Genomic DNA, 25,525 nt, shown 5'->3' with positions numbered 1-25,525 from the left:
GGCGGCTCACTCCTCCTCGACCACGCTGAACCCGGACTCGTCCTCGACCACCCGATACCGGGACAGCCGCAGGGTCTGGGAGCGCTCGGCCGCCTCGTCCCGGCATTTCAGGACGTGGGCGGTCCGGTTGACCACCTGCAGGTTCGGCGCCCCCCAGTAGCCGAGCAGTTCCGGCCAGGGCGCGTCCCGGTGCTCGCGCCAGACCCGGTAGAGCGGCAGGGCGTGGTCGACCTCGGCGGTGCGCAGCAGCCGCTTGCCCGAGGCCTTGCAGCGATGCCCCTGGTGGCGCTTCAGCACTTTGACCTGCTCGTGCGGCGCGCTCCAGAACTTCCAGGCGGCGACACAGGCCGCGTGCCAGCCGGCCTTGCCGTTCGGGACGCCCTGCCCCCAGAGGTCCCGGTGCCAGCCGAAGCGGTAGACCGGCTGGCCGCAGATGCAGCAGGCGCCGCGGCCGCGGGCGAAGGCCGGCTCGCGGAACGGAGCGGGCGGCACCCGGAAGCTCGCCGGGCGGCCGCCGGCACCGCCCTCGCCGAGCTGCCAGGTCCAGCTCTCCGGCGTCCCCGAGCGCACCGCCAGGGCCCGGGCCAGCCGGTCGGCCCGCAGGATGTGGTTGCGCCAGTAGCTCTCCACCGCCAGCCGGGGCGTCGGCGGGATCAGGGGCCGCGTCAGGGCGTGGTGCAGGACCGGGGCCGGGAAGATCGAAGGCAGGGCCCGTTCCAGACGGGCCCGGGCCTTGGCGTTCTTCAGGTCGCGCCAGCTGGATGTCGTGATCGATGCCGTCATGCCGGGGCCGTGCTAGCGCGCGACGCGCGGGAAGGCGACGGCATCCGGGTCACAGGTTCGGGCGGCCGGGTTTAAGAAAGTGTTTCCCGTGAAACATCGCCGCATAGAGGCATGCGGCCGCACGCCATCGATCCCTACAGGTCGAACGACATCGACAGCAGATAGGTGCGCGGGCCGCCCTGGAAAAACGTCCCGAACGAGGCGACCCCGGTCCAGTAGCGTGTCCCGGTGGCATTCAGCACGTTGGCTCGGAACGTCGTCCGGCGCCCGTCGATCGTCGTCGCGTAGCGCAGGCCGAGATCGAGCCGCGCCCAGTCCGGCAGGGCCTGGGTGTTGGCGAGGTCGACATACTGCCGCCCGGTGTAGATCACCGCCCCGTCGACGGTGAGGCCCGGCAGCCCGGGTAGGTCCCACGCGGCGCCGAGATTGAGCTGCACATCCGGCACCCCGATTGGCACGTGGCCGAGATTGCTGGTGGTGACCGTCCGAGTGAGAACGCCGTCGAGCAGGCTGAGGCCGCCGAGCACCCGCAGTTCCGGGGTGATCTCGCCGTAGACGCAGAACTCGAGCCCGCTGATGCGCTGCTCGCCGGTCTGGCCGAAGTTTCGGGTGACGGGATTCGCCTCGCCGTTCGGCTTGGTGATCCGGAAGGCGCTGAATGTGGCGCCGATCCGGCCGAGATCGAGCTTCACCCCCGCCTCGACCTGATGCGCAACGTAAGGCGCCAGGATCGTGCCGGCATTGCTTGCCGCCAGCGGGGCGACGTCGCCGCGGCTCAGGCCCTCGATGGAGTTGGCGTAGAGCGAGACGGCGTCCCACGGCCGCACCACTAGGCCGACCACCGGGGTGGTCGCGCTCTTGTCGTAGGCGGAGCTCAGCGTGCCGACATTGGACAGGTAGTTGTGGGCCTCGACCCGCTGCCGGCGCACCCCCAGCGTCAGCAGGATGTGCTCGTCGAGGGCCGAGAGCGTGTCGGCCACCGCGACCCCCGACAGCGTGCTGTCGGACAGGCGCGGCCGCCCGGCGGTGATCGGTGGCGGAATGGTGGCGGCGAGCTGCGGCGCGTAGAGGTTCGACAGGTAGGCGCCCCGCCCGGCGGGAAGTTGCCGCGCCGTATCCTCGTTGTAGGCCGAGGCCTGCACCACGACGGCGTGGTGGATGAAGCCGGTCTCGAACCGAGCCCGGGCGCCCCCATCATAAGTCGAGCGGTCGATGCCCATCGCGTAGAATTGCGGCGTGCTGGTCGTGTCGCCGCGGGCATTGAGGATGGTCGGCGCCGACTGGAAGTAGCGATCGACCTCGGTCTGCGCCCCGCCGGCATCGGCGAACAGCGTGATCGCGTCGGTGAGGTCGTATTCCAGGCGCAGCAGGGCGCCGCGGTCGTCGATATCCGAGTATTCCCAGCGCTGGGTCAGGTTGAGGCGGCCGTCCGGCGCAAGCGGGACCGGCACGCCGGCCCGGAGCTGGAACGGGCGCAGGGGCGCGTCGAAGCGGTCGGTCTGCGCCAGCAGGTAGAGCCAGCCGCGGAAGCGGTCGCCCTGATAGTCGAGGGCGAGCGCCCCGACGCCGGTCGTCTCGGATTGGCGCGCGAACGGCGTGTCGCCGCCATGCAGGCTACCGACCACGCGGGCGCCCCATTCCCGGCCGGGGCCGAAGCGGCGCGCGACGTCGAGCTGGCTGCCGCCCCGGGCGACCGAGCCGTAATCGAGGGTGAACCGGGTCAGATCCTCGCCGGCGCGCTTGGGAACGACGTTGACGACGCCGCCGACCGCGCCGTTCGGCGAGACCCCGGACAAAGCCGCCGAGGGTCCCTTCAGCACCTCGATCCGCTCGGCATAATCGGTGAAGACCCGGAAGCTCGGCGCGACGCCGTAGACCCCATCGAACGCGATCTCGCCGCTCGTCCCCTCACCGGACGGGAAGCCGCGGATCGAGAACGAATCGAACGGCGCCCCGGTCGTCTGGGTGGCGCGCACCGATGGGTCGCGGCTCAGGGCCTCGGACACCGTGCGGGCCTGCTGGTCGCGCACGAAGGTGTCGGTGTAGCTGGTGACGCTGAACGGCGACTTTTTCGCCTCGGTGTTGCCGAGCAGGCCGACGCGTCCACCCTGCGCGACCTGCCCGCCGGCATAGGCCGGAACGACTCCGCGCGGCGCGCCGGTGCTTTCCACCGAGAGTTCGTCCAGTTGGACGGTGGATCCGGGACGGACATCCTCGGCCCGCGCGGCACCGGGACCGACGACGCCTAGGTCATTCGCGCCCAGAATCGCGACGGAGGCGAGACACACCAGTCCCCAACAGCCTGAACGCGACATGGGCATCTTGGACGACTCGATATCCCGGCGCTGAACCGATCGAGATCGCCGTTCCATGGCATAGTCAGCAAGTCAACGAAACTTATCTAGGGAGTTTTTACTCTAAAATTGGAACATCTATACAAACACCAACTTAAAGTTTTTGCCGATGCCGCAATTCAACGAGGGATGTTGATGCGTTTTGCTTGAATCCAGAACCGCATGGCGCGAAGGATCATAGGATCGACCGCCGCCATGCGTTCGAGGGTCGGGGGCGGTCCGCTCAAGCCGGACCCGGCGTCGGCGGATCGCCCAGCTCACCAAAGACGTGTTCATCCCTGTCCGGCGAGCGTACCGCCATCCGCCCACCAGCCCGAGCCGGCCCGATTCGCCTCCGGGGAGACACCGATGCATCCGAATCCGTCCAAGCGCACCCGGCCGCCCGGGATCCTGCTCCTCGTCGCGCTCTGGGCCTGCGCGCTCCCGTCCGCAGGTGCTCGGGCCGACCAGCCCTCGGCCAAGCTGTGCCAGGCCGCGACCGCGACGCCCGAGACCCAGGCCTGCCTGCACAAGGCCCTCGACGCAGCCGACGCGAAGCTCAATGCGGCCTACAAGAAGGCCCTGTCGGTCATCGACCAGGACGACCGCCCGCCGGACGCCAAGGCGGCCTGGAAGGCCCAGTTCACGGCAGCCCAACGCGCCTGGATCGCCTTCCGGGACGCCGATTGCGGCGACCTCACCTTCAGCGAGTGGAACAACGGCAGCGGCACCACCGGCGCCCTCTATGCCTGCCAATACGACAAGACCGTCCAGCGGACCGACGACATCCTGAGTCGGTACCCGCTGCATTAGGCGGCCGCCTCGGTATCCCGAGACGCCGGCTGGTCCGGCCCTTGAATACGCAGAGTCGCTGCACCTGCGAGGGACCGGAATGATCGTCGACCTGAACTGCGACATGGGCGAGGGTTTCGGCGTCTATCGCCTGGGCGACGATGCCGGGATGCTGGCGATCGCCAGTTCGGCCAACATCGCCTGCGGGTTCCACGCCGGCGACCCGCTGGTCATGCACGAGACCCTGACCCTGGCGGTCCGCGCCGGCGTCCAGGCGGGGGCGCATCCGGGCTTCCTCGATCTCTGGGGTTTCGGGCGGCGCCCGATCCACGGTGAGCGCCCGGCCGATGTCGAGAAGGCCGTGCTCTACCAGGTCGGCGCGCTCCTGGCGCTGGCCCAGGATGCCGGCTGCCCGGTGCGGCACGTGAAGACCCACGGCGCGCTCGGCAACATCGCCAACGAGGATGCGGACCTCGCCCTGGCGGTCGCCCGGGCGATCCGGACGCTCGACCGCGACCTGATCTTCGTGGTCATGCCCGGCCTCGAGACCGAGCGGGCCGGCGAGCGGCTCGGCCTGCCCCTGGCCCGGGAGATCTACGCCGACCGGGCTTACGCCGATAACGGCAACCTCGTCTCGCGCAAGCGCCCCGGCGCTGTCCTGCACGATCCGGCCGAGGCCGCGGAGCGCGTCGTGCGAATGCTGGAGGACCGCGCAATCACCGGTCTGTCAGGGCGGCGCATGCCGGTCCGGATCGACAGCATCTGCGTCCACGGCGACACTCAAGGGGCCGTCGCGATGGCCGCCCGGGTCCGGTCCGACCTCGCCGCCCGGGGGATTGCCGTCCGGCCGATGGCCGAGGTGATCGGCGCCTGAGGTTCGCGATTCCCCAGGCGGATTCGGCCGCCATCCGCAGCACCGTCATGCAAACGTCGCAGATGGGCCAGAAAGCCACTCGCTGCTTGCAAGGCTGAGAGGGGCTCCATGGATTTCCACCGTCGCTTCACGGTTCTGATGTGCGCCCCCGCCTTCGATCCGGACGACCTGGAGGGTGCGCGCGTCGCCCAGATCGTGGCGGCGGTGGAGAATCGCGGCTTCGAGGTGGTGCGCGCCCGGCGCGTCGAGGACGCGGCCATCGCCGTGCAGACCGACGCGGCCATCGGCTGCATGGTGGTCGACTGGGGCAAGCGCGGCCTCGACGGCCGGGCCGCCGCGCTCATCGACATGATGCGCAAGCGCGGCCTGGAGATGCCGATCGTCATCATGGTCCGCCGCAAGCGGCTGGAGGACATCCCGGTCGAGCTGCTCGACTTCATCGACGGCTACATCTTCCTGGCGGAAGAGACCCCCGAATTCATCGCCCGCGGCCTGGTCAGCCGGGTGACGCAATATGCCGAGACCCTGAAGACGCCGTTCTTCGGCGCCCTGGTCGATTACGCCGAGAAGGGCAACCAGCTCTGGACCTGCCCGGGCCATAACGGCGGCATCTTCTACAACCGCTCGCCGATCGGCCGGATCTTCGTGGAGCACCTCGGCGAGGCGATCTTCCGCGACGACCTCGACAATTCGGTGCTCGACCTCGGCGACCTGCTGACCCACGAGGGTCCGGCGCTCAAGGCCCAGAAGGAAGCCGCCAAGATCTTCGGGGCGGAGAAGACCTACTTCGTCCTCAACGGCACCTCGGCCTCCAACAAGATCGTGCTGTCCTCGCTGGTGGCCGAGGACGACCTCGTGCTGTTCGACCGCAACAATCACAAGGCGGCCCATCACGGCGCCCTGTTCCTCGGCGGCGGCATCCCGATCTTTTTGGAGACCGACCGGAACGCCTACGGGCTGATCGGCCCGATCTATCACGAGGCCCTGGACGAGACCCGGATCCGCGAGAAGATCCGGGCCAACCCCCTGGTCACCGACCCCGAGGCCTGGCGCCGGGAGCGGCCGTTCCGGGTCGCGGTGATCGAGCAATGCACCTACGACGGCACGATCTACGACGCGCAGGAGATCCTGGAGCGGATCGGCCACCTCTGCGACTACATCCTGTTCGACGAGGCCTGGGCGGGCTTCATGAAGTTCCACCCGCTCTTCGCCCGCCGCTTCGCCATGGGGCTCACCGGGCTCGACGAGACCTCGCCGGGGATCGTGGCCACGCAATCGACGCACAAGCAGCTCGCGAGCTTCTCCCAGGCCTCGCAGATCCACACCCGCGACGGCCATATCCGCGGCCAGACCCGGCGGGTGGAGCACAAGCGCCTGAACGAGAGTTTTCTGGTCCACGCCTCGACCTCGCCGTTCTACCCCCTGTTCGCCTCCCTCGATGTCGGCGCCCAGATGATGAAGGGCCGCTCGGGCATGATCCTGTGGGACGACACGATCCGGCTCGGGATCGAGTGGCGCAAGAAGGTCCGGGCGATCCGGCGGGAATTCGAGGAGAACGAGGCCGACCCGCTACGGCGCTGGTTCTTCGACCCGTTCGTGCCCGACCGCGTGGCCGGGCCGGACGGCGCCGAGATCGCCTGGGAGCGCGTGCCCACCGATGCGCTGGCGTCCGAGCCGCGCTATTGGGAACTCGCCCCGGGGGCGGCCTGGCACGGCTTCAACCACGTGGCGCCGGGCTACGCCATCACCGACCCGAACAAGCTGACCGTGCTCACGCCGGGCTTCGACCGGCGGACCGGCGCCTATGCCGACCACGGCGTGCCGGCCCCGATCGTCGCGCAATACCTGCGCGAGAACCGGATCGTCGCCGAGAAGAACGACCTGAACTCGCTGCTCTTCCTGCTGACGCCGGGCGTCGAATCCTCCAAGGCCGGCACCCTGATCTCGGGCCTCGTCGCGTTCAAGCGGCTCCACGACGACAACGTGCCGCTGGAAGAGGCCATGCCGGAATTCGTCAACCGCCGGCCCAACCGCTACCGCGGGGTGCGCCTGCGCGACCTCTGCGCCGAGTTCCACGCCTTCCACCGGGAAGCCGGCACCTCCGCGCTCCAGCGCCGGCAATTCGCCCCCGCGCACCTGCCCGAGATGGTGATGCCGCCCAAGAAGGCCGCCCAGATGCTGACCCGCAACAAGGTCGATTACGTGCCGATCGCCGAGGCCGAGGGGCGCATCGCCACCACCCTGATGCTGGTCTACCCGCCGGGGATCGGCACGGTCCTGCCGGGCGAACGCCTGGACGACCGCGCCAAGCCGATGCTCGACTATTTCAAGATGTTCGAGGCCTCGGCCAACCTGTTCCCGGGCTTCGAGGCCGAGATCCAGGGGGTCTACCGCGAAGTCGAGCCGGACGGGCGGATCCGCTTCCATACCTACGTCGTGCGGGACGGCGCCTGATGGAGATCGAGCCCGAGGAGGGCGCCCCGATCCCGGCGCGGCCGAGCCCGGACATCATCATCCGCGCCTCCTCGGACGCGGATGTCGAGGCCATGGTGGCGATCTACGAGCACCATATCGGTAAGGGCGTCGGCAACGTCGCCGATTTCGACGACGAGGCGCGGCTGCTGCCCGACGACCTGAAGCGGCGGCGCAAGACCATGCGCAAGAAGCGCCTGCCCCACCTCGTCGCCGAGCGCGGCGGCCAGGTGGCGGGCTACGCCTATGCGGTGCCGTTCCGGAAGCGCCCGGCCTATCGCTACACCCTCAAGCACTCGATCTACGTGCATCCCGACCATCTCCATGCCGGGATCGGGCGCCGCCTCCTGCCGGCGCTGATCGAGGCCTGCGCGGCCGGCGGCTACCGGCAGATGATCGGCTACATCGACGCGCAGAACGCGGCGTCCTTACGCCTCCACGAGACCTGCGGCTTCACCCGCGTCGGCCTCCTGAAGGCGGTGGGGTTCAAGTACGGCCGCTGGTCGGACAGCGTGATGGTGCAGCGGGCGCTGGGCACCGGCTCCGAGGACCAGCCGGGGGCATAGAAAGCCACGGGATCGGTCAGTGACCCTCGGCCGGTGCGGGTTTGGCCGCAGCGACGAGGTCGACATCGACGCCGACTTCGAGGGCGACCCATTGTCCGGAGGCCCAGGCACCCTGGCCGACACCGAAATCGGTGCGGACGAGGCCGACATGCCCGGTGGCGTGCGCTTGGCCCCCATCGAGCGACAGGTGGAAGGGCAGCGTCAGCGGGCGTTTCGCGCCGCGGATCGTCAGGTCGCCGATGGCCTCGTAGTCGCCCTGGCCCTTGGCGACGAAGCGGCTCGCCTCGAAGCGGGCCTGGCTGGCGCTCGCCACGTCGAACCAGTCCTTCTGGGGCAGCGCCGTGTCGCGCTGGGCGTCGCCGGTGCGGGCGCTGCCGAGATCGACCAGCACCGTGGCGCGGCCGGCCTCGGGCTTGGCGGGATCGAAATCGATTCGGGCCTCGAAACGCTCGAAGCGACCGGAGAACGGGGTCCCGACCTGCACGCCCGAGAACCGGATCGCGCTCTTGGCCGGATCCACCGCCCACTCGGCGGCGGCGGCCGGGAACGCGGTGCCCGACAGGGCGGCCGACAGGCACACGGTGGAAAGCAGGCGGCGCAGGGTCATCGGGTGGATTCCAGGGGCTCAGAGAGCGTCGCCATGCGGCGGCCCGGCAGCATCCGCCACAGCACGCCGTCGCGCAGGATGAGATGGTGGCGCAGCGCGGCCGCGACGTGCAGCACCAGCAGCGCGGTCAGGAACCAGGCCCCGTAGGCGTGCACGGCCTTGAACAGCCCCTCGGCGCCCGCCGGGTCGGCGAGCAGCGGGGCGAGCGGCAGGTGCGGCCAGGGCACGAGCCCGTACAGCACGGTCGGGATGTTGAACGGCGAGAGCGAGACCACCGCCCAGCCGGTGAGCGGCAGCCCGATCAGGAGCCCGTACAGGGCGCCGTGCGCCGCCCCGGCCGCCCGGCGTTCGCGGGCCGGCATGCCGGCCGGATGGGGCGGCGGCCGGTGGGTCAGCCGCCAGGCGAGGCGCAGCCCGGTCAGGATCAGCACCGTGATCCCGACCGACTTGTGCCACTGGTAGAGCGGGAACAGACGCATCGGGCTCAGCCCCGCATGCGTCATGGTCAGGCCCATGCCGATCAGGGCGAGCACGCCCAGCGCGCTCGCCCAGTGCAGCAGGATGGCCACCGCGGAGTAGCGCCGCGCCGCCGCATCGGGTGCCATGGCCATCCTCCCGCCCCGGAGTTCCGGGTCAGTCCTGGCGCTCGAAAGCACCCGCGATGGTCAGGTGCAGGTCGTCGCCGATCAGCGGCACGTAGGTCTTCACCCCGAACTCGGAGCGCTTGAGCGTGCCGGTGGCGTCGAAGCCGACCGTGACCTTCTTGCTCAGCGGGTTCACGCCGGCTCCGACCAGGGTGACGTCCAGGGTCACCGGCTTGGTCACGCCGTGGAGCGTGAGGTTGCCGGTGACCTTCGCCTTGTCCTTGCCCTCGGGGGCGACCTTGGTGGACACGAAGGTGATGTCGGGGAACTTGCCCGCGTCGAGCCACTGGTCGCCCTTCAGCTCGTCGGTGAGCTTGGCGCTGGTCGTGGTCACCGAGGCGACCGGGATCTTGATCGTGAGCTTCGCGGCCGCCGGGTTCTTCGGCTGCAGATCGAGGGTGCCGGACACGTCCGAGAAGCCGCCGGCATAGTTCGAGAAACCCATATGGGAGACCCGCCAGCCGACCTGGGTGTGGTGGGGATCGACCGCGTAGGTGCCGGCCTGGATCTGGGCCGGGTCCCGGGTCGCGGGGGTCTGCGACAGGGCCGGGGTGGCGACGAGGAGGGCCAGAAGGCCGGAGGCGAGAAGCGACTTCAAGGGATTCTCCCAGATGAGGACGGCGGGTGTGACGGCCGATTGGGACGGCCGACTCGGTCCGGCGCACAGCCACGTCGGTCTAGACCCGTTCACGGCCCCGGTTGAGCCTGCTATCCGGAACCCCATGGTTGCGAGATCGGAAACCTTCCACGGCAGCCTCGACGACGTGCGCGCCTTCTGCACGGTCGTCGATCTCGGCACCGTCACGGCCGCGGCCGCCAGCCTGCGGGAGACGAAGGGCAGCGTCAGCCGGCGCCTGTCCCGGCTGGAGCAGGCGCTCGGCGCCCGGCTGATGGCGCGGACCTCGCGGGCGGTCTCGCCTACCGCGGAGGGGCTCGCCTTTTACGCCAAGGCCCAGGAGAGCCTGGCGCTGCTCGACGCGGCGGCCGAGACTGCCCGCGACGCCCAGACGGTGCCGGCCGGGCACCTGCGCATGACCACGTCGATCGATTTCGGGATCGAGGTGATGCCGGAGATCGTCGCGAGCTTTCGGGCGGCCTACCCGCAGATCACGGTCGAGATGCTGAACACCGATACCCGCCTCGACCTTGCGGCCAACCGGATCGACCTCGCCCTGCGACTGGGCGGCGCGGAGGAGACCGGCTACCGGGCCGTCGTCCTGGCGACCCTGTCGGTAGCCCTCTACGCCGCGCCTGCCTACCTGCTGCGCCGACCGGCGCCGACCGACTTGGCCGGGTTGCACGACCACGACCTGATCCTCCCCCGGGAGCGGACCGGCGGGGGGGCCCTCTCCCTGACCGACGGGCAGGGCCGGGCCGAGCAACTCGTCCTGAACCCCGCTATCCGGGTCAGCGACTTCTCCACTGTCCACCGCCTGACCCTGGCCGGTGCCGGGATCGGCCATATCCCGAGCCTCGTGGCCGACCGGGCGGTCGCCGCGGGCCAACTCGTGCGCGTGCTGGCCCCCTGGGCGCGCCGCGGGGCGGTGCTGCGCGCCGTCACCCTGGCCGGGCGCGACCTGCCGGCACGGGTCCAGGTCTTCCGGGAGCACGTGCGCGCGGCCCTGACGCCGTGCGATGAGGAGACGCTTTCACCGACGAATACAGTCTAAGATTGTATTTCTGAACTATCGATGCGCTATTGACCATGCGATCGAGACAATCTTACGCTTCCGCGTAGGACGGCGTTGAGGGGCGCCGCGCATCATGGCCTGCAGCGGCATCCCGGGCCGCTTCGGTACGCGACCTCCCCGATCCCTTGCCGGGACGCATCCCCTTCTCGCGCGGACGCCAGACATGCCCCTTCGCAACCGATGCCTGCGGCCCCTGCTTCTCGTCGGGACGATGGCCCTCGGATGCCTGTGTACGGCGCCGGGTTCGGCCTGGGCGACGCTGGCGAGCACGACCCGTGTCGTCCTCCAGAAGGGGCGCCACTACGTGCCGATCGACCTGTTTCTGCGGCTGGGCGACACGATCACCCTGCGCAACGAGGATGCCAGCCAGACCCACCACGCCTCCATCGAGGCGGACCGGTTCTCGTTCGATGCCGGCGATCAGGAGCCCGGCACCGAGACCCGGCTGGTGCTGGCGGAGCCGGGCGATTTCGTCATCGAATGCGGCATCCACCCGAAGATGAAGCTGACCATCCACGTGCAGTAGCGCGTGGGCCGGTCAGCCCTCGCTGTCGTGACCGAGGCCGAGCCCGCGGATGAGGTCACCGATCGGATCGATTTTCTTGGAGGCTTGCGCCGGCGCCGGCTCTGACGGAGCAACCGCCGGGTCCACGGCCGCCGTCCGGGCAAGACCAGCGTGGCGCAGGCGGGCCGTCCGACGCAGGCCACGATCCGCCACCTTCGACCGGTGCGCCGCCAACGTCTTGCGCGCCTTGTCGGCCGGGGCGATCATCTCGCTCGGCAGCGCCGGGGCCACGACGGCACCCGGCGGCAGCACCGCAGCCATCTGCGGCGCCAGCAGGTCGGACGCGGACGCGCGGGCAGTCTCGGAGACGCGCGCCTCCGGCTTGTCGGCGCCGGCCGTTCGGGCCGGCGGATCCATCCAGGTCGACGGCACGACCGTCGACGCGGCGATCCGGGCGGGCCGCGGCTGCAACTCGTAATTGCCCGGATGCAGTGTATGAGCGGCCACCACAAGCCCGAATACGGCGATAGCGGTCGTCGCGAGGGTGGACTTGTAGTGTTCCATGACGGCAGAACGAACAGCCAAGGTCATGGTTCCGCTTGACCGTTGGTCCGGGCTCGAACGGTCGGCGCCAGAGGGGATACCGGTGCGGCGCAAGCGAGCGCGTCAGATCACAGGCATCACGCGCGCCAATTTCGGTCCCGATGCCCGGCAGCGGATGCCGGCAAGAAAAAAGGCCACTCCCGAAGGAGCGGCCCGAAGTCTAGGGAGGAAACGCCCAAGAAGGGCAGCGGGATCGCGACGCCATCGCCATCCCGCAGTGCAGAGATAGGCTACCGCATTGCGGTATGCAACAGATCGGTGGTTGTTTCTGCATGCATGGGTGACACGTCCTGGTCGTCGAGATACGCGCCTAGGCCATGGCTCAGGTCCCGTACGGTCGGTCAGCCGACGTTCTGCGGCTCGTCATGCCCGATCAGCCGCTCGACCTCGGCCAGGGCGACGGCACGAGCGGCCCCCTCGGAAGCGTGCGGCCGGTACGATCCCCGGACCAGCTTGCCGCGGTCGCGGATCGCCCACGTGAAGCGGCCCGGGTCGTGCCGGCTCGGCCTGACCTCAACCGTGTAGAGATGCCCGCCATTCGCACCCATGCCCCGCATGTGCGGAGTCCCGGGCGTCGGCCCAGGGGGTGCGACCGTGGGCGGCAGGCCGGCGCCTATCGGGTTGCTTTGGGGCGGCCGGTCTCGGGCCGGTCCGGCGCCGCCGGCCCCTTGATGCGAGTGCCGAGCCAGACCACGTGCTTGGGGCCGCTGCCGCGGCCGCTCGCGTGGACCCGGGCCTCCTCGACCGCGAAGCCGGAGCGCTGTAGCCGCGCCTTGAACTTCCGGTCGGGGGCACCCGACCAGACCGCCAGGATCCCCCCCGGCCGCAGGGCCCAGCGGGCGCGCTTGAGGCCCCAATTGTCGTAGAGCCGGTCGTTGGAGCGGCGCATCAAGCCCTCCGGGCCATTGTCGACATCGAGCAGGATGGCGTCGTACTGGCCCGGCGCCGCCTGGATCAGGCGGTTCACGTCGGATTCCCGCACCTCGACCCGGGGGTCGTCCAGGCAATCGCCGAAGACATGGGCGAGCGGGCCGCGGGCCCAGGCGATCACGGCCGGGACCAGCTCGGCCACGACGACCCGAGCCTCCGGGCCGAGGCCTTCGAGCGCCGCCCGCAGGGTGAAGCCCATGCCGAGCCCGCCGATCAGCATCCGGGCCCGGGGCCGGTCCTTCAGCCGCTCGCATGTCATGGCGGCGAGCGCCGCCTCGGAGCCGCTGCGGCGGTTGTTCATCAGCTCGATCGTGTCGGCCAGGATCGAGAATTCGTCGCCGCGTTGCATCAGGCGCAGGTCGGTGCCGCCCCCCGGGACGGATCCGGTGTCGAGATGAACCCAGGGTATCACGGACGTTTCCTCGATTGGCGGTGCGGCCGGTCGGGGACCGGCCGCACGAAAGATCACGGCGAGATAGGGGCCGCAGACGGGTTCGGCGCTGCGCGCGGTGCAACCCCCTGCGCGGCGGTGCCCCCTGCCGCGCGGGATCGCGCTGGCGTATCAGCACCTATGGCTAAGCGCATCAAGTCGAGACCCCAGGAACGGGGCTTCATTCTGTTCGACGTCGTCTTCGAGGACGGCTCCCGGGCCTCGAACCGCCGTGTCCCGGCCGAGATCCTCGGCGGGCTGGACGGCGACGAGCCGGCCCGGCAGGTCATCGCCGAGCAGGAGGAGGAGATCGCCCTCAAGGCCGGGCGGCCCGGCCGCGAGATCCAGAGCCTGACCCGCTCGCCGATCATCAAGCCGAAGCCGATCGCCTGACCGGCCGGTCGCGCAGGCATCCGGGCCAGACCGCGCCTCAGACCGCCCCTTCGACCACCTCCAGCGCCCGCAGGATCGCGAAGCCGATCCGCTCCGCCTCGCCCTCCGCGTCGGCACCGGCCGGCAGCAGCGCCACGGTCTCGACCGCCTGCTCGTTCTCCGGGCCGATCACGATCCGGAACACGTCCCCCTCTTGGGCGGCCGGGTCGCGGATCAGGCCGACCCGGTGGCCCGCGGCCGCGCCGAACAGGCGCAGCGGCGGCTGATTGGGATCCGGATCGGGCCCGGTCCGCTCGGCCTCCGTTCGCGTGAGCGGAGCGGTGTTGCGGGGCGCGCCAAAGGTCGGGCGGATGACGTTATCGTCGGACATGCCGAACCAGCCTCCTCAGGACCGCGCGAGGCCGGCGGTGGCCAGCACCGCGTCGGCCAGCACCTCCATGCCGGCCCGGGCCCAGTCCGGCGTGATGCTCTCGGCCTCGTTGTGGCTGATGCCGCCGTGGCAGGGGCAGAACACCAGGGCCGCCGGCACCCTCCGGGCGCAATAGACGGCGTCGTGATAGATCGCGGTCGGCATCCGGGTCCAGGCATGGCCCCGCGCCTCGGCCGCCGCCTGGACGCGATCGACCAGCACCGGGTCGAACGGGGTGAGCGGCGCGCGCCAGAACTCCTCCACCCGGATCGTGACGCCGCGCTCGGCGGAGAGCGCATCGGCCCGGGCCAGGATCCGCCCGCGCATCGCCTCCAGCTGCCCGGGATCGCCGTGGCGGGTGTCGAGGCTGAACCAGACCCGGCCCGGGGTGATGTTGCGGCTCGCGGGCTCGGCTTTCAGCACGCCGACGGTGGCGCGGCCGCGCTCGCCCTCGGGGCCGACCGCCTCCCGGGCGATGTCTTCGAGCGATCCGATCAGCGCCGCGGCGGCCATCATGGCGTCGCGCCGGCCGACCATGGGGCTGCCGGCATGGGCCTCCTCGCCCTGCACGGTGATCTCGTACCAGATCTGGGCGAGCGCCCGGTCGACCACCCCGATGGTCAGGCCGGCCTCCTCCAGGCGCTTGCCCTGCTCGATATGCAATTCGAAATACGCGCCGATCCCGCGAAGGGCCGCCGGATCCGCCTCCCCCTGCCAGCCGATCCGGCGCAGTTCGTCGCCGAAGACGTGGCCGGCGAGGTCGCGGGTTTCCATCACGTCGGCCTCCGGGACAATCCCCATGGCGACGCCGCTGCCGCTCATCGGCGGGGCGAAGCGCGAGCCCTCCTCGTTGCACCAGTTGATCAGCAGGAGCGGCGCCTCGGTCTCGATCCCGGCCTCGTGCAGGGCGCGCAGGATCTCCAGGCCGGCGAGCACGCCGAGCGGCCCGTCGAACTTGCCGCCGGTGGGCTGGGTGTCGAGATGGCTGCCGATGGCGACAGGCTTCCGGCCCGGGTCCCGCCCCGGCCGGTGGAACACCATGGTGCCGATCCGGTCCACCGTGAGGGTGAGCCCGATCGCCTCGCCCCAGCGCTGGAACAGGGCGCGCGCCTCGGCATCCCGGTCGGTCAGGGTCTGCCGGTCGTTGCCGCCGTGGGGGAGCGCGCCGATCCGGGCGAGCGCCATCAGGCTGTCCCAGAGGCGGTCCTGCGAGAGCGGGAGGTTGGTGCGATCCATGCCCGTGTGATCCCGCGCGCCTCGGCCGACCAAATACCGAAGGCGACGACGTTAGGCCGTGACCCCGCCCGGCACCAGGGAGGAGCCGGCCTCAGAGGGTCGGATCGGGGAAATCCTGTGCGTGCAGGCTCCAGATCGCCCGCCCATCCTCGGCCGAGACGTAGACCGCATTGGCGCCGAGTTCGGCCAGGTCGAGGTCGATCCGCTTGGCCGCCGCCACCGCGCCCGCGTCATCCGCAGCCGCGAAAGCGCGCCGGTACAGGTCCGGGCCGAGCATCCCGTCCGGCCCGCGGCGGATCGCCCGGAAGATGTAGGTGCGCATCAAGAGACCTGAAAGAATACCGTATCCGAACATGTAGAGCACGTACCGCCGAAGTGGACATGGGTTCAGCGGCGCGAAGAACGCACCACGAAAAGCTTTACGTCGCGTTTGCCCGGCGCGAATGCGCCGCCACGCTGTCGAAAAGCCGGCCCCGTCATCGCCCGGAGGCCGGAGACCCGTGACGACATGTCCGGGTGCGGGGCGGCCATTGATCTGGATCAATCCCTGGACATGGAGACTGTCGGCTGCATGTGTCACAGCGGGTTGTCAGTGCCGGACACGAGAGACGCTGCAGCCGGTTCGGGGGGTTGAATGGCTTTGGCGTCCACGGCGACCTCCGCCCTGCAGGATGCGGGATTTGTCGGGACCTGGGACACGGATGTCCTGGCCGGCCGATCCGTGCTCGACACGGGTGCGGCCGCCTTGCTGTCCGGAGACCCGGGGTTTGCCGGCAAGCCCCTGCCGCTGGACGTCGCCCTGGGACGCATCCATGCCGAGGATCGCGGCTGGGTGTTCGACCGGATCCGCACGGTGCGCCGGACGGGCGGCCTGGTCTCGCTGGAGTTCCGCGTCCTGAGCGAGACCGGCGAGGTTCGCTGGATCCTCAATCGCGGCCGCCTGACTCCGGACATCGGGGGGGCGCTACGCGGGCGCGGCGCCTATATCGACGTCACGGATCTCTATTACGGCTCCCGGCCGCCCGCGCACGACGACGGCCCCGGACAGGTCAAGCATCTGGAAGCCGCGGCCGACCATTGCATCCGGTTGCAGACCGCGCTCGATCGCTACGGCGACGAGAACCTCCGGCTGATCTCGAGCACGCTGCTGCTCGGGATCGGCCGGGCGCTGGCGCGGCGGGACTCGTAGGGCCTCCAGCCCGGGCTCAGGTTCGCCAGGGATGGGCCGGAAGTTCGGTCCGGCCGATGGCCTTGGCGCCGGCTTCGGCCACGGCGTGATCGTTCTCGACCGTGGAGCCACTGACGCCGATCGCACCCGACATGACCCCGTCCGCGTCGACGATCGGGATGCCGCCCGGGAAGGTGATCAAGCCGTCGTTGGAATGCTCGATGCCGTAGAGCGGGCCGCCCGGCTGGGACAGCTGGCCGATCTGGCCGGTCATCATGCCGAAGAAGACCGAGGTCTTGGCCTTCTTGTGGGCGATGTCGATCGAGCCGACCCAGGCATCGTCCATGCGGTGGAACGCCTTCAGGTTGCCGCCGGAATCGACCACCGCGATGCACATCTGGGTGCCCAGTTCCACGGCCTTCGCCCGTGCCGCGGCGATCGCCCGCTCGGCCTGCTCAATCGTGACGTGCATGGTGCCTCCCTGATTGGCCCCGGGAATGCACAGGCTCGCGGGACGGTTCCAGCGGAGCCGGGCATCACCCGTTCCGGTTGAGAAGGCCCGAGCGGAGGCCCCCGGTCAACTCCGGGATCGGACGGACGACAGGCCGGGCGCCCGCCTTGCACGGGGTTCATGGGCACCCGGCCATGCGGCCGTACCGGAGACGAAAGGGCAAGAGCCTCCGGTACAACGTCGGGATCCGACCGGTCCGGCACGCCACGATGGGGCATCCGGCTCGCGGTCGGGGTATGGCCCGCCGCAGATGGGCCGCGGCGGCGCCGCTGTCACTGATACGTTCGTACCGGTCCGGCCCGGGCAACCCTCACAAGCGCGTGACTGTGAGGACTGCCGACGAGAACCGCCTCACGCGGCGCGCTCCCGGGCGGACCGGATGCGGTCGAGGAGGTCGGCCGCCAGGCCCGCGCGGGCTTCCGCGTCGACACAGGCTCGGCGCCAGACCACGCGGCCCTGGCGCAGGACGATCCCGTCCTCGGCCGCCATCGGCGGCAGGGGCCGGTCGGACCGGATGTCGGCCGCGACACCCTGCGGCCCGCCGCTGAGCCGGGCCACGCCCAGCCCGCAGCAGGCGGCGCGCAGCCGCGCCAGGGTGAACAGGGCCAGGACCGGCGCAGGGGCTGCGCCGAAGCGGTCCTCGACCTCCCCGGCGAGCGCTTCGATCGCCTCGCCGTCGCGCAGCCGCAGCAGGCGCGTGTAGAGGCTCAGGCGGATCTCGGGCTCGGGCACGTAATCCGCCGGGATCCGGCTCGGCAGCCCGATCTCGATCTCCGGGCTCCAATCCTCGGCCGGCTCGCCCTTGGCGGCGGTCAGCGCCAGCTGCAGCAGGTGCTGGTAGAGGCCGAGCCCGACCAGCTTGGCGTGGCCGGCCTGATCCTCGCCGACGAGGTCGCCGGCGCCGCGCAGGTCGAGGTCGCGGGCGCTGACCGCGAAGCCGGCGCCGAGCCGGTCCAGCGCTTCCAGGGCGCGCAGGCGCTGGAGGGCCGCCGGCGGGGGCGGCGCAGCCGGATCGCTGAGCAGGTGCACGACCCCGCGCCGCTGCCCGCGGCCGACCCGGCCGCGCAGCTGGTGGAGCTGCGCCAGCCCGAACCGGGCCGCCTCCCAGACCAGCATGGTGTTGGCCCGGGGCACGTCGAGGCCGCTCTCCACGATGGCGGTGGCGAGCAGAACGTCGCCATCCCCGTCGGCGAAGCGGACCATGACCTCGTCCATGGCGGACGGCTTCAGGTCGCCATGCGCCACCAGCACGTCGAGGCCCGGGACGAGGCCGCGCAGGCGCCCGGCCATGGGGGCGATGTCCTCGATGCGCGGGCAGACGACGAAGCTCTGGCCGCCGCGGCGATGCTCGCGGATCAGGGCCTCCCGCACCGCGTCGGCCTCGAAGGGTGCCACCACGGTCCGGACCGGCTGGCGCATCGCCGGGGGCGTGGCGATCACGCTGAGGCTCTGGAGGCCGACCAAAGCCGCCTGGAGCGTGCGCGGGATCGGCGTGGCGGTGAGCGTCAGCACGTGGCCGCCCTCGGCGAGGCGGCGCAGGTCCGCCTTCATCTTGGCGCCGAAACGTTGTTCCTCGTCGATCACGGTCAGGCCGAGATCGGAAAAGCACACGCCGCGGGCGGCCAGCGCCTGGGTGCCGACCACGAGCCGGATCGAGCCGTCGGCCAGACCGGCCTTCACCCGCTTGGCCTCGGCCGGGGAGACCAGGCGCGAGAGCTGCGCGACCTCGATGCCGAAGCGGCCGAACCGGCGGCGCAGGGTCTCGACGTGCTGGCGGGCCAGGACCGTGGTCGGGGCGATCAGCGCGGCCTGTTTGCCGGCAAAAATTGTTGCGGCAAGTGCCCGCAGCGCGACCTCGGTCTTGCCGAACCCGACATCGCCGCAGACCAGCCGGTCCATCGGACGCCCGGAGGCGAGGTCGGCCATCAGCGCGTCCACCGCGGCGGCCTGGTCCGGGGTCGGGGCGAAGCCGAAGCCGGCGGCGAACCGTTCCATGTCGCGGGATGGCGGCGCCAGGACCGGGGCCTCGGTGTCCCGGCGGGCGCGGGCGGCGTCCAGCATCACCCGGGCGGTCCGGGCCATGGTGGCCTCGGCCTGGAGGCGGCGGCGGGCCCAGGTGCCGCCGTCGAGCTTGTCAAGGGTGACCGCGTCGGGCTCCGGGCCGTAGCGCCAGATCCGGTCGGCCTGGGTGACCGGCACCATCAGGATCGCGTCGCCGGCAAAGCGCAGGCGCAACGCCTCGGAGGGCTCGTCGTCCGCGCCGACGCCCTGCGGGCTCGCGACGGGTTCCAGCCCCTCGAACACGCACAGGCCGTGATCGCGGTCGACCGCCACGTCGCCGGGGCGCAGATCGACCTCGCCCATCGGCAGGATCGCCCGGGCGGTGCCGGCCATGGCGGCGTCCGGCCCGAACAGGTCGGCCGCGGCGAACACCGTCGCGCCCCGGCCCGGGACCCGGAAGCCGGCCCCGATCGGCGCCTCCAGGGCGAGGATGTCACCCGGCGCCGCCTCAGCGAGGTCGGACCAGGCGTCGATCAACCGGACCGGGCGCTCGCCGACCTTGCCGGCCTGGCGCACGAGGCGCCGGAGCGGCTGGCGCGAGCCGGCCAGCACGACGATGTCGCCGGCCTTCAGCCGCTCGCGCATCGCCTTGGCGAAGGCGGTCTCCGGCCGGCGCCCCCGAGCGAAGACCGGGACCCCGAGCGGCTCGGCCGCCGTGTCGGTGGCGACGGCCCGGGTGCGCTCGGCCACGAGGCTGCGCCACGCCTTCGGCGTCAGATAGAGGCCCTCGCCACCCTCGGCGCGACCGCCGCGGGGCGTCCGCCGGGCGCCGGCCTCGTCCATCTGCTCGTAGAAGGCGTCGACCCGGGCCTGGGTGCCATCCTCGACCACGAGCCGGGCCTCGGGCACGTAATCGAGCAGGGTGACGAGGCGCGGATAGTAGCGCTCCAGGCGGTGCTCCTGGCCGGTGAACGGCTCGAAGCTCTGGCCGGACTCCGGCGCCAGGACGATCTCGGTGGCCGGGTCGATCACGAGGTCCGCGACCTCGGCGACGGAGCGCTGCGAGATCGGGTCGTAGGAGCGGATCGCGGTGACCCGGCCCTCGGCGTGCTCGACCCGGCAGGGGCGCGGCGCGGCGGCGGGAAACACCTCGACGGTGCGGCCCCGGACGGCGATCTCGCCCGGCTCGTCGACCCGCTCGTCGAGGATGTAGCCCAGGCGCTGGAGGTCGGCGGTCACGGCAGCGACGTCGAGCGGATCGCCGACCCGCAGGGTCACCCGGGCCGTGGCCCAGGTCTCCGGCGGGGGCACCCGCTGGATCAGCGCCGGGGCCGTGGTCAGCACGAAGCCCGGCAGGGCCTCGCGGTCGGTCAGCCAGCGCATCGTGGCGGCCCGGGCGCCCATGGTGCCCCGCGACGGCGAGGCATGGTCGAGCGGCAGGCAGTCCCATTCTGGGTAGACGGCGACGCGGGCCTCGGGGTCGAGCGCCCGCAGGGTCGCGGCCAGTTCCTCCAGCCGCCTTGCGTCGCGGGCGACGTGGACGAGAGGTGCCGTGACCCGGGGGGCCGCGCTCTCGGCCAGATCCAGCAGAGCCACCGCCAGCGCCCCCGTGGGCATCAGCGGCGCGTCCTCGGTCTCCTGATGGGCGACCGTCTTCGTCCTGCGCTTGGCCATGCCTGATCCGAACCTGTCCCGGACGCTGGAAACGCCGGGCGACCCTCAGGGCTCCCGGCCGCAGCCTTCCGATTCACAGACGCGATGCCGCATTCCGGACGGCTTGCTTTCCGGATCCAAGGCTTTCCGGATTCAGGGCGCGGCCCCTTCGGGTCAGGCCTCGTCCAGCCAGAGATCGCCGCTCGCCTGCGGGGCCCGCAGCACGTGGCGGGCGCCCTCTGTCAGCGCCCGGTCGGGGCCGGGCTGGCGCAGGTAGGTCGCGAGATCCCGGGTCAGGCGTTCCAGCGGGTGGTCGCGCAGGAAGCCCTGCAGGCCGACCGAGCGCTGCGCCCGCTCCAGCAGGTCGAGCCCGGCCCGCTCGACCGCGAGACGCGCGAGGTTCACGTAGGCGATGATCCCGTCCGGATCGCCCTCCTCGCCCACGATGGCGGCTGCCCGCGCCACCCAGAGGCGCGCGGTCTCGGCGGCGATCACGCCCTCGCCGAGGCGGGCGAGCTGATGCGGATCCTCGCCGCGGCCGGTGGCGACGAGGTGGCCACGCCACGCGTCGAGCAGCGCCTCCAGGCCGCCGAGCTGCACCGCGAGGAAGCGCCAGGCCCCCCCGGAGAAATGCGGCTGGGCCTGGTAATCGTCCGGGGCGCCCACGAGGGTGAAGCGGTCGGGCCCCAGCCCGGTGAAATCCACGGTGCCGGTCGCCGAGGCCCGCATCCCCTGCGCCCGCCAGGCGGAAAGGTCGGCCCGCTCGCCGGGTTCGAGGGCGACGACGATCATCTGCGACCCGGGCGCGGCCGGCTGCGCGGTCACGAGGGCGCGGGTGACGAACCCGGCCCCCGACGCGAAGGTCTTCACGCCGCGCAGGGTCGGGGTGCCGTCGGTGTCGTCGATCTTGAGGCCCTGGCCCGGCGGCTCGGTGTTCCAGACCCCGAACAGGTGGCCCTGCGCGGCATCGGCGAGCAGGTTGTTGCGGGCCTCGCCGGCGGCATAGCGGGCGACGAGCTGGACCGCGTTGACGTGGCCCTCGTACACCCGCCCCAACGCGAGGCTGCCCGCACCGACATGGGTGAGCACCGCACGCAGGATCGACCCGTCCGGCTCCTCGCCGAGCCCCGCGCCGCCGGCGCGCCGGGGGACCGGTGCGGCCAGCAGGCCGACCCGGGCGAGCTCCGCCACATCCTCTGCCGGGAACCCCCCGTCGTGATCGTGGCGTCCGGCCCGACGCGACGCGCCGGCCGCGACCTCACGGGCCGCCGCAACCGGATCGCCTCGTGTGTCCCAGGCGATGTCGTCGAGTCTGAGGTCCACGCCTGCTCCGGTCGTAACGCGCTTGAACGGGGAACCCGCGGCGACTCGCTTCGATACGCCGTGCGACGATACTGCACATCGTTAAAGATCGAGCGAAGGATCGGGCTAAGGGATCGAGCCCCCGGTCGGCGCGTCGATCTGCACCGGGCGCCCGGTCTCGAATCGACGCCCGCGCGTTGTAGGGAGAACCGGCTTAACAAGCCGTCCGGCCGCCGCCGACCGACTCACGCCGATGATTCATTGGGGGGTCGGTCCCGTAGGCTATGACGCAGCCGTGTCGCGGAACGAGACCATGTCCTGCCCGTCGGGCTTCGAACGCTATCACCCGCAGCGCCTCGCGGCTTTGCACAGCTACGCGATCCTCGATACGCCGCCGGAGCACCCGTTCGACGAGATCGCCCGGATGGCGGCGGCGGCCTGCGGCACCGCGATGGCGCGGATCACCTTCGTCGATGCCGAACGGACCTGGACCAAGGCCGCCTTCGGCCACGCGGCGCAGGACGGCCCCCGCGATACCGGCTTCTGCCTCGAGACCCTGTGCCGGGAGGGCGTGCTGATACGGTCGGATTTCGGGGATGTCGCCGGCGAGCCGGGCCTGCGCTTCTACGCCGGCGTCGCGCTCGTCACCCCCAACGGCTGGGCGATCGGCACGCTCAGCGTCCTCGACCGCGCGCCGCACGGCAGCCTGACCGAGCCGCAGGTCTTCATCCTGGAAGGGCTCGGCCGGACCCTCATGAGCCTGCTGGAGGGCCGGCGCGCCGCTTTGGCCCGGCACCGGGACGAGGCGCTGCTGCAATCCCGGGCGGATCGCCTGGAGGCGCAGGTCGCCGCCCAGACCCGGGACCGCGACCGGGTCTGGACCCTGTCGCCGGTGCTGAAGATCGTCTCGAACAAGGACGGGCAGGTCCAGTCGGTGAACCCGTCCTGGAGCCGGGCGCTCGGCTGGTCCGAGGCCGAGACCCTGGGCCGGACGGCCCTCGATTTCATCGCCGCCCCGGATCGCGAGGCGGCGCGCGCGGCCCTCGAGCCCCTCTGCGAGGACCGGAGGGTCGAGGATGTCGAACTCGCCTGCACGACCCGCGACGGCGACCGGCGGCGGGTGCTCTGGACCGTCGTCCCGGAGGACGGGCTGTATTACGGCTTCGGGCGCGACATCACCGAGCAGCGCCAGGCCGAGGAAGCCCTGCGGCAATCGCAGAAGCTGGAGGCGATCGGCCAGCTCACCGGCGGCGTCGCCCACGACTTCAATAACCTGCTGACCATCATCCGCTCGTCGGTCGAGTTCCTGCGCCGTCCGGAGCTCGCCGAGGAGCGCAAGCGCCGCTACCTCGACGCCGTCTCCGACACGGTGGACCGGGCCGCCAAGCTCACCGGCCAGCTCCTCGCCTTCGCCCGGCGCCAGGCGCTCAAGCCCCAGGTCTTCGACATCTGCGCCCGGCTGCGCAGCATCTCCGACATGCTCGATTCGGTCACGGGCGCGCGCATCCACGTGGAGACCGACCTGCCCGGCACGCCCTGCTTCGTGCGGGCCGACGAGAGCCAGTTCGAGACGGCGCTGATCAACATGGCGGTGAACGCCCGCGACGCGATGGACGGGGAAGGCAGCCTGACCCTGCGCCTCGAGAGCGGCCGCCCGATGCCGCCGATCCGCGGCCATGCCGGCGCGCCGGGGCCGTTCGTGGCCGTGATGGTGGTCGATACCGGCACCGGCATCCCGGCCCCGGATCTCGGCCGGATCTTCGAGCCGTTCTTCACCACCAAGGAGATCGGCAAGGGCACCGGGTTGGGGCTCAGCCAGGTCATCGGCTTCGCCAAGCAATCGGGCGGCGATATCGACGTGGCGAGCCTGCCGGGGAGCGGCACGCGCTTCACCCTCTACCTGCCGCAGGTCGACGCCCCCGCGGACGTGGCCGATTCCGGCCGCGACGACCGGCGCGAGCCGGAGCCGCAGCGGAGCCTGTGCATCCTGGTCGTCGAGGACAATCTCGAGGTCGGGCGCTTCTGCACCCAGATCCTGGAGGATCTCGGCCACGCGCCGATCTGGACGAAATCCGCCGAGGAGGCGCTCGCCGAGCTGGAGCGGACGCCCGCCCGCTTCGACGCGGTCTTCTCGGACGTGGTCATGCCCGGAATGGGCGGCGTCGCCCTCGCCCGGCAATTGCAGATCACCCGCCCGGACCTGTCGGTGGTCCTGACCTCAGGCTACAGCCACGTCCTGGCCACCGACGACGCGCACGGGTTCGCGCTGGTGCGAAAGCCGTATTCCGCCGCGCAGCTCGCCCAGGTGCTCTACGAGGCGACGCAGCTTCGGGGCGGGCGGGGAACAAGGCCCCCACTCTCCGGTTGATGCGATGCAGCATGGCGATGGCGTAGCCGTGCTGCTGCCCCTCGTGGGCGTTTCCTCCCAAGACTTCGGACCGCTCTTTCGGGGGTGGTCCTTTTTTTGTTCGCGCCGCGCATGCGGCCGACAGGGAACAACGTCGCCTGCGGCCGAAGGTTCTCAAGAACTTCTCATCCTTCGGTGGCGCCTGGGCCGGATGCCGGTTCGGTGTCCAGCGCCAGCAGCGCGAAGGTCGCGAGCCAGTGCTCGCCCATGTAGTCGCCGGTCACGTGCGGGAGGCCGGCCTCCAGGTGCGCCTCGGCGGCGGACTGGAGCCGGGGGCGGCGGGGATCGTCCGGGTCCAGGGCAGCGGCGAGCGCGCGGAAGCACCAGGCGCGGCTGAGGTTCAGACCGTCGAGATGGGCGATCTTGCCGTCGCTGCGGTCGGTCACGGTGGCGGGCCGGAACAGGGTCGCGGGCCGCCCCGCGGCGAGATCCGGCAGGAACCGGTCGAACCAGGGCCGGAATTCCTGAGGCGGCAGCAGCCGGCGCAGGCATTCGGCCTCGATCAGCGCGGAGGACAGGAAGTCGTCGCCCCCAGGCTCGCCCCAGGCGGGGCAATCCATGTCCGCCCCGTACCAGCGCTCGGCGGTGCCCCGCAGCAGGTCGGACAGGCCCGCGTCCCGCGCGCCCTCGGCGTAGTCGGCCGCCAGCCGCAGCGCGAAGGCGGTGTTGAAATGCGTGCCGACCCGCACCGGATAGGGGGCGATCGGCAGGAAGTCCCGGACCCGCTGCGCGATCAGGCCGGCGAGCGGCGCCAGGGCCTCGGCCCAGCGGCGCTCGGGCAGGCGGGACAGTTCGTCGGCGAGCTTCAGGAGCCAGGCCCAGCCGTAAGGCCGTTCGTAGCCCCGGGCGGTCGGGGCGGCGAAATAGGCGCATTCCCCGGCGACTTTTTCCGGGGTCAGCTGCCCGTCGAGAAGCGTGCGGATCGCCCCGGCCTGCACGCCTTCGGGGAACAGCCGCAGCACCCGCGCCAGCAGCCAATATCCGTGGACGCAGGAATGCCAATCGTAGCTGCCGTGGAAGACCGGGTGCAAAGCCGCGGGGGTGCGCGCATCCGCGGGTCCGGCCAGGACATGGCCGGGCTTGTTGGGGTATTCGCGGGTGACGTGGCCGAGGGCGACCGCCGCGAAGCGGGCGCCGATCTCCGGGGTGAGTGCATTCGGCATCGCGAGACGTCCCATGCGGCACCGGGTGCTTTGCCGGCGTGGTCCGAGATGG

General features: G+C 71.3%; 24 protein-coding genes. 9 read left to right on the top strand and 15 right to left on the bottom strand.

Annotated elements, in window-relative coordinates:
* Window positions 1-6 precede the first annotated feature (6 nt).
* Entirely contained in the window at window positions 7-783 is a 777-nt protein-coding gene (locus MKL09_RS30940) for a hypothetical protein (RefSeq protein WP_244025777.1), read from the bottom strand.
* A gap of 134 nt (window positions 784-917) precedes the next feature.
* Entirely contained in the window at window positions 918-3,104 is a 2,187-nt protein-coding gene (locus tag MKL09_RS30935; protein WP_409567026.1) for a TonB-dependent receptor, read from the bottom strand.
* A gap of 381 nt (window positions 3,105-3,485) precedes the next feature.
* On the opposite strand from MKL09_RS30935, the gene MKL09_RS30930 reads away from it, so the two are divergent.
* From MKL09_RS30930 to MKL09_RS30915, 4 genes are all read left to right on the top strand, one after another.
* Window positions 3,486-3,929 (top strand): lysozyme inhibitor LprI family protein, encoded by a 444-nt coding sequence (locus tag MKL09_RS30930; protein WP_244025775.1) that lies wholly within the window; start codon window positions 3,486-3,488, stop codon window positions 3,927-3,929.
* 79 nt (window positions 3,930-4,008) lie between these two features.
* Window positions 4,009-4,782, top strand: a complete 774-nt coding sequence (locus MKL09_RS30925; RefSeq protein ID WP_244025774.1) for a LamB/YcsF family protein — start codon at window positions 4,009-4,011, stop codon at window positions 4,780-4,782.
* Window positions 4,783-4,890: 108 nt separating this feature from the next.
* The gene (locus tag MKL09_RS30920) at window positions 4,891-7,236 is read left to right on the top strand and encodes an Orn/Lys/Arg decarboxylase N-terminal domain-containing protein (protein ID WP_244025773.1); all 2,346 of its coding nucleotides are present in this window, start codon (window positions 4,891-4,893) and stop codon (window positions 7,234-7,236) included.
* Window positions 7,236-7,820 (top strand): GNAT family N-acetyltransferase, encoded by a 585-nt coding sequence (locus MKL09_RS30915; protein WP_244025772.1) that lies wholly within the window; start codon window positions 7,236-7,238, stop codon window positions 7,818-7,820. The genes MKL09_RS30920 and MKL09_RS30915 overlap by 1 nt, the downstream gene beginning before the upstream one ends.
* Window positions 7,821-7,836: 16 nt before the next feature.
* On the opposite strand, the gene MKL09_RS30910 is transcribed toward MKL09_RS30915, so the two are convergent.
* From MKL09_RS30910 to MKL09_RS30900, 3 genes are read right to left on the bottom strand one after another with little or no spacing between them, the layout of a single operon-like run.
* Window positions 7,837-8,427, bottom strand: a complete 591-nt coding sequence (locus tag MKL09_RS30910) for a YceI family protein (protein ID WP_244025771.1) — start codon at window positions 8,425-8,427, stop codon at window positions 7,837-7,839.
* On the bottom strand, window positions 8,424-9,032 hold the full coding sequence (locus MKL09_RS30905; RefSeq protein WP_244025770.1) for a cytochrome b: 609 nt from the start codon (window positions 9,030-9,032) through the stop codon (window positions 8,424-8,426). Before MKL09_RS30905 ends, MKL09_RS30910 begins: the two co-directional genes overlap by 4 nt.
* A 28-nt stretch (window positions 9,033-9,060) precedes the next feature.
* Entirely contained in the window at window positions 9,061-9,669 is a 609-nt protein-coding gene (locus tag MKL09_RS30900; protein WP_244025769.1) for a YceI family protein, read from the bottom strand.
* A 124-nt stretch (window positions 9,670-9,793) separates the two neighbouring features.
* Between MKL09_RS30900 and MKL09_RS30895 the strand changes: the two genes are divergently transcribed.
* Together MKL09_RS30895 and MKL09_RS30890 are read left to right on the top strand one after the other, a co-directional pair.
* A complete protein-coding gene (locus MKL09_RS30895) occupies window positions 9,794-10,741 on the top strand; it encodes a LysR family transcriptional regulator (RefSeq protein ID WP_244025768.1) in 948 nt (315 codons plus the stop codon).
* Window positions 10,742-10,925: 184 nt separating this feature from the next.
* Window positions 10,926-11,288 carry a hypothetical protein gene (locus MKL09_RS30890; protein ID WP_244025767.1) on the top strand — a complete coding sequence of 121 codons (363 nt, stop codon included), beginning with the start codon at window positions 10,926-10,928 and terminating at the stop codon, window positions 11,286-11,288.
* Window positions 11,289-11,300: 12 nt separating this feature from the next.
* On the opposite strand, the gene MKL09_RS30885 is transcribed toward MKL09_RS30890, so the two are convergent.
* The 3 genes from MKL09_RS30885 to MKL09_RS30875 form a co-directional block, all read right to left on the bottom strand.
* A complete protein-coding gene (locus MKL09_RS30885) occupies window positions 11,301-11,831 on the bottom strand; it encodes a hypothetical protein (RefSeq protein ID WP_244025766.1) in 531 nt (176 codons plus the stop codon).
* A 380-nt stretch (window positions 11,832-12,211) separates the two neighbouring features.
* Window positions 12,212-12,427 (bottom strand): hypothetical protein, encoded by a 216-nt coding sequence (locus MKL09_RS30880; RefSeq protein WP_409567025.1) that lies wholly within the window; start codon window positions 12,425-12,427, stop codon window positions 12,212-12,214.
* 56 nt (window positions 12,428-12,483) lie between these two features.
* Window positions 12,484-13,212, bottom strand: coding sequence for a spermidine synthase (locus MKL09_RS30875; protein ID WP_244025765.1), 729 nt, complete (start codon window positions 13,210-13,212; stop codon window positions 12,484-12,486).
* 159 nt (window positions 13,213-13,371) lie between these two features.
* Between MKL09_RS30875 and MKL09_RS30870 the strand changes: the two genes are divergently transcribed.
* Window positions 13,372-13,623, top strand: a complete 252-nt coding sequence (locus tag MKL09_RS30870) for a hypothetical protein (RefSeq protein WP_007565173.1) — start codon at window positions 13,372-13,374, stop codon at window positions 13,621-13,623.
* 37 nt (window positions 13,624-13,660) lie between these two features.
* Here the strand turns inward: MKL09_RS30870 and MKL09_RS30865 are convergent, their stop codons facing one another.
* The 3 genes from MKL09_RS30865 to MKL09_RS30855 form a co-directional block, all read right to left on the bottom strand.
* Entirely contained in the window at window positions 13,661-13,993 is a 333-nt protein-coding gene (locus MKL09_RS30865) for a hypothetical protein (RefSeq protein WP_244025764.1), read from the bottom strand.
* Window positions 13,994-14,008: 15 nt separating this feature from the next.
* Window positions 14,009-15,268, bottom strand: coding sequence for an allantoate amidohydrolase (locus tag MKL09_RS30860; protein WP_244025763.1), 1,260 nt, complete (start codon window positions 15,266-15,268; stop codon window positions 14,009-14,011).
* Window positions 15,269-15,359: 91 nt separating this feature from the next.
* Window positions 15,360-15,590, bottom strand: coding sequence for a hypothetical protein (locus tag MKL09_RS30855; protein WP_244025762.1), 231 nt, complete (start codon window positions 15,588-15,590; stop codon window positions 15,360-15,362).
* A 312-nt stretch (window positions 15,591-15,902) separates the two neighbouring features.
* Here MKL09_RS30855 and MKL09_RS30850 point away from each other — a divergent pair, with 312 nt between their 5' ends.
* Window positions 15,903-16,457 carry a PAS domain-containing protein gene (locus MKL09_RS30850; protein ID WP_244025761.1) on the top strand — a complete coding sequence of 185 codons (555 nt, stop codon included), beginning with the start codon at window positions 15,903-15,905 and terminating at the stop codon, window positions 16,455-16,457.
* A gap of 16 nt (window positions 16,458-16,473) precedes the next feature.
* Here MKL09_RS30850 and MKL09_RS30845 read toward each other — a convergent pair whose 3' ends face one another.
* The 3 genes from MKL09_RS30845 to MKL09_RS30835 all read right to left on the bottom strand — a co-directional run bounded on the left by MKL09_RS30845 (window position 16,474) and on the right by MKL09_RS30835 (window position 21,924).
* Window positions 16,474-16,908, bottom strand: coding sequence for a GlcG/HbpS family heme-binding protein (locus MKL09_RS30845; protein ID WP_244025760.1), 435 nt, complete (start codon window positions 16,906-16,908; stop codon window positions 16,474-16,476).
* Between the two features lie 390 nt (window positions 16,909-17,298).
* Window positions 17,299-20,622 carry a DEAD/DEAH box helicase gene (locus tag MKL09_RS30840; RefSeq protein ID WP_244025759.1) on the bottom strand — a complete coding sequence of 1,108 codons (3,324 nt, stop codon included), beginning with the start codon at window positions 20,620-20,622 and terminating at the stop codon, window positions 17,299-17,301.
* A 153-nt stretch (window positions 20,623-20,775) separates the two neighbouring features.
* Window positions 20,776-21,924, bottom strand: a complete 1,149-nt coding sequence (locus tag MKL09_RS30835; protein WP_244025758.1) for an acyl-CoA dehydrogenase family protein — start codon at window positions 21,922-21,924, stop codon at window positions 20,776-20,778.
* A 292-nt stretch (window positions 21,925-22,216) separates the two neighbouring features.
* Between MKL09_RS30835 and MKL09_RS30830 the strand changes: the two genes are divergently transcribed.
* Window positions 22,217-24,271, top strand: coding sequence for an ATP-binding protein (locus MKL09_RS30830; RefSeq protein WP_244025757.1), 2,055 nt, complete (start codon window positions 22,217-22,219; stop codon window positions 24,269-24,271).
* 164 nt (window positions 24,272-24,435) lie between these two features.
* Here MKL09_RS30830 and MKL09_RS30825 read toward each other — a convergent pair whose 3' ends face one another.
* Complete coding sequence (locus MKL09_RS30825; RefSeq protein ID WP_244025756.1) at window positions 24,436-25,473, bottom strand: DUF2891 domain-containing protein; 1,038 nt, start codon at window positions 25,471-25,473, stop codon at window positions 24,436-24,438.
* Window positions 25,474-25,525 lie beyond the last annotated feature (52 nt).

Source organism: Methylobacterium sp. J-048, assembly GCF_022829515.1.
GTDB lineage: Bacteria > Pseudomonadota > Alphaproteobacteria > Rhizobiales > Beijerinckiaceae > Methylobacterium.
The sequence above is the reverse complement of the archived record's forward strand: the minus strand, read 5'-3'. Positions and strand labels throughout refer to the sequence as shown.